This is a genomic window from bacterium (genome assembly GCA_009926305.1).
Lineage (GTDB): Bacteria > Bdellovibrionota_C > UBA2361 > UBA2361 > RFPC01 > RFPC01.
The window spans coordinates 1-3,472 of sequence record RFPC01000141.1; the positions used below are offsets into that span (position 1 = coordinate 1).

Annotated in this window: 5 protein-coding genes; 3 read left to right on the plus strand and 2 right to left on the minus strand. The window is 43.2% G+C overall.

Translation table 11 applies throughout. From position 1 onward, the window contains the following. Positions 1–521: type I restriction endonuclease subunit R (locus EBR25_12840; protein NBW41868.1), on the plus strand; the 521-nt coding region annotated here is incomplete at its 5' end. A 17-nt stretch (positions 522–538) separates the two neighbouring features. Here the strand turns inward: EBR25_12840 and EBR25_12845 are convergent. Both EBR25_12845 and EBR25_12850 read right to left on the minus strand, forming a co-directional pair. Beyond that, a complete protein-coding gene (locus EBR25_12845; protein ID NBW41869.1) occupies positions 539–1,015 on the minus strand; it encodes a hypothetical protein in 477 nt (158 codons plus the stop codon). Between the two features lie 395 nt (positions 1,016–1,410). Further along, positions 1,411–2,004, minus strand: coding sequence for a hypothetical protein (locus EBR25_12850; GenBank protein ID NBW41870.1), 594 nt, complete (start codon positions 2,002–2,004; stop codon positions 1,411–1,413). A 145-nt stretch (positions 2,005–2,149) separates the two neighbouring features. On the opposite strand from EBR25_12850, the gene EBR25_12855 reads away from it, so the two are divergent. Both EBR25_12855 and EBR25_12860 read left to right on the plus strand, forming a co-directional pair. Beyond that, the gene (locus EBR25_12855; protein ID NBW41871.1) at positions 2,150–2,365 is read left to right on the plus strand and encodes an SH3 domain-containing protein; all 216 of its coding nucleotides are present in this window, start codon (positions 2,150–2,152) and stop codon (positions 2,363–2,365) included. Between the two features lie 355 nt (positions 2,366–2,720). Beyond that, positions 2,721–3,242, plus strand: coding sequence for a hypothetical protein (locus tag EBR25_12860; protein ID NBW41872.1), 522 nt, complete (start codon positions 2,721–2,723; stop codon positions 3,240–3,242). The last annotated feature ends 230 nt before the right edge of the window (positions 3,243–3,472 follow it).

The following is a 3,472-nucleotide window of genomic DNA, read 5'->3' on the forward strand; positions in this document are numbered from 1 at the left end:
ACAGAACAAAAGATAAGACTTCAATTCTTGAGGATGTTGATTTCGAGTTGGAATTGATTCACCAAGATGTCATCAACGTAAAGTATATCTTGGAGCTTTTGGCTCAGCTCTACGATGCAGACGAGGACGAGGAGCCTAAGATTAGAAAGTTGTTTCTGGATACTGTTGCCGGTGAGGTTGAATACAGAAATAAAAGAGAGTTGATTGAAAAATTTATAGCAAACAATCTGCCCAAGTTGGATTCTTCAGCGGAAATTCCAGACAACTGTGAGGAGTTTTGGGAACAAGAGCGTGCGACGGCGTTTGAGAAGCTTTGCAAGGAAGAACAGCTGAATCAAGACAAAACAAAGAAAGTTATCGATCGATATGTCTACACCGGGGAGCCTCCGTTAGTAGACCCTGATATCGTAGATTTGATTGAGAGACCACTTAAGATAGCCGAAAGAGGTCCAACGAAAATACGAGTTTTTGAGAAAATCAAAGACTACGTAGAGACTTTTATATACGGAATGGCTGCTTGACGTTCATCTGCTAAGAGTCACTTGATCATGTACTTCGAATCACCATCAGCGTATAGCAATGGAACTGTTCCAAAACCTCCTTTTTTAGACAAAGCAAAGCTGAGTTTTCCAAGCGATTTAGATACAATTGATACATTCAGCTGCAAAACGAAATCACTATCATACATTTCATCGTACTGAGCGATAAGAACGGCTACATCAGGTTCGACATCTGTGTATGTTCGCTCAGATTCGGAAAGGTTCATAACCACTTCTGGATCATCATCAACTGTTGCAAAACCACCTATATCGATCGTCACTAGTTCGAGGGATTCTCCTGTATGGTTGATCAAGACATAGTCCGTTATGAATTTATCATCACTACTTCGAGGAGAGATCCAGAGGATTGGAATTCTTTGATCAGGCTTTGGTATTCCAGGGAAACGAGTCATATCGTCCCACTTAAATTCCCCCTTTAGCCTCTTTAAGGTCGGGGTACTTTTGATTTCAGACATTTTATTAGAACCTCTCTTCAATGTATCTCTTGGTTTACCTACTAAGAAAAATCATTGCTTAGTAGCTTACTTGATCAAGAACTCATAGGGGGAAATATTCTGAAACTTATGCGAGAAATTTTCTTTGCTCTTTATATAATACCGAATATTTTCCGTTTTTTGGAGCTGAACCAGCTTGCTCATAGGGGTAATTTATCTTGTTCAAGGGCTTCTTGAATTAAAGAGCCATTGCTATTCGAGGTAGGCTCTATGTCGTGGAGGGAAATATCCATCGTACTGCCTGAACTATCATTATACAGTAGATTTTGCAGCCAATGCAGGTAGTCGCTACCATTCCACTTGAGCAGTCGCTACTCCGTTATCTGCCGGTGAGAACTTATTACCGCTGGAAGCTATCAATAGCGTACTATCACGAAACATCCTTCATCTAAAACATCCCATTGTGCATCGTAGAACCGCTCAGAAATATCCGCGGCAGAGTCTACCGACCAATCGCACTCCCTAACGCACTTCCAACCAATTGACAGTGTATCGTCGTCACTAAGCATAGCCTTAAAGGTCCCGAGCTCCTTCTCCCACACCTCTGGTTCTTCTTCCATCAAGCTCCTCTCCAAATCTCTAGCATCGCCCGACCATGTGAACCCCACGCTTATACCATCTTGTCCTTCTGGGAGGAACTCCTCGGACACTGGCGTATCATTGGGATTAAAGAGCCATGCTAGTGATTCTTCGGCGCTTAAAAATGGTGCAAATTTCTCGAATTTTAATACATCCTCGTCGCCTAGGCGCTCAGCGAATACAGCCCCTTGATATACGGGGTCAGTCATTTGATAAAGGAGCCCAACAATTTTATCATCACGGTCAAAACAAACTGTTATGTCTGGCGACTCAGGAAAGGCGTTTTCAGCTTGCTCGCCAAATGAGGACTCAACGGTCTTAATTCTCTCAGTCAATAGCGACACCGATACGACCTTAACCACTTTCTTCATTGTCTTTCTCCTGTATTGGCGAAACAAAAAGACCTAGATCACGCCCGAACAAGACCGCACGTTTATATTAAGCCACATTGCTTGTCAAGCGGCTTGTACGGTTTGACGAGGGAGGCTCCCTAAGGCAGCATCAAAAAAGAATGTAGTGGCTACCGGGGTAATAACAGCTCAAAGAGCAAATGTACGAGCTGCTCCTACTCTTAAAAGCCCATCAATTATGACTCTTGAACAAGGAACAGAGCTTCTTGTTGAGTATGAGCACAATGGGTGGAACCTCCTCTCCCCAAGTACTCCTCTCCCCAAGTACCACCATCTTTTTTTCACATACTCACGAACGCCTCGGGCTACTTTCTCCGATTAACTCTCTGTTATGGTAAATCCTCTACGCACCAAAGACTCCTCGCTCTACCGCCTTATTACCATACGCACGGTTCGAGCTAAGATGTGGCTTATGCCTACTACTAAAAAACCCCAAGCCCATAGGCGGTAGCCTCGCTCGCTACCAAGAGCTATGGAATTATTCAAAAAGATATTAGGGACTATGCTATATTTCACGTGCTGTCAGTGAGTTGACTCGGCAAGGAGCGATTCCACCCGTCAAACCAGAAGTGTAGTTACTTTGAAATCGGTGTAACCAACTAACATTCCACATCATAAAAAAAGATGGTGCTACCCGATTACCCCTGATTATATTGTTCAGTCCTAGGAGAAAATTTATGGCACCAGATCACGAAGAAGAGGAAACACTTACTGCTTGGACTGTTAGTACGCTCTACAAGAAGAGTGTTGAGGACTATGATTGCCTGACCAAGGATGGTTTGGAAATTATTCACAAGCTTGGCTGGCGTAGTGGCTCCTGGACTGTCTATACCACTGATGGCAGACCGCCGAAGTTTATATTCACTCAAATGCCAGGTGGAAATGGATCAAAAGACTGTCTCGATATCCTGGACAACTACGGCAACATCAAGGATGTTGAATTAAATATGAACTGTGATGGCTGCTGGGTTGAAATTGAGTGGCCAGAGAATCTGGATGAAGATGAGCAAGAACGATTGCAGGAACTCATCGATGAAGACGGTATTGAGGCGCTAGAAGAGCAAGAAGACTGGGCGATGGAATCAACTACCTATATTTGGGGCCCAATTCTGATCGAGGGAGAGAATGGCTATAGAAAAATTATAGTTGCTGATGACGACGGAAATATCTCCGAATATAAAGAAGAGCATAACAAGTAATAAGCTTATAAATCGTGTATTCACCTAAATACGGCGTAGGAGAGCCGATTGCTTTCCGACGCGAACGGAGCAACTAGCGCTCAGAAGGTCGTCACTGAAGACCTCAAAAAAAGTCTAGGCAGAATAGTAATTTTTAAGATAGCAATTTTGATTATACGTTCGCTGCAAACAGAGAGCTTTGCTTTGCTCTACGTGATTCCGTATTTTTGAGACCATGACGTAAACAATTC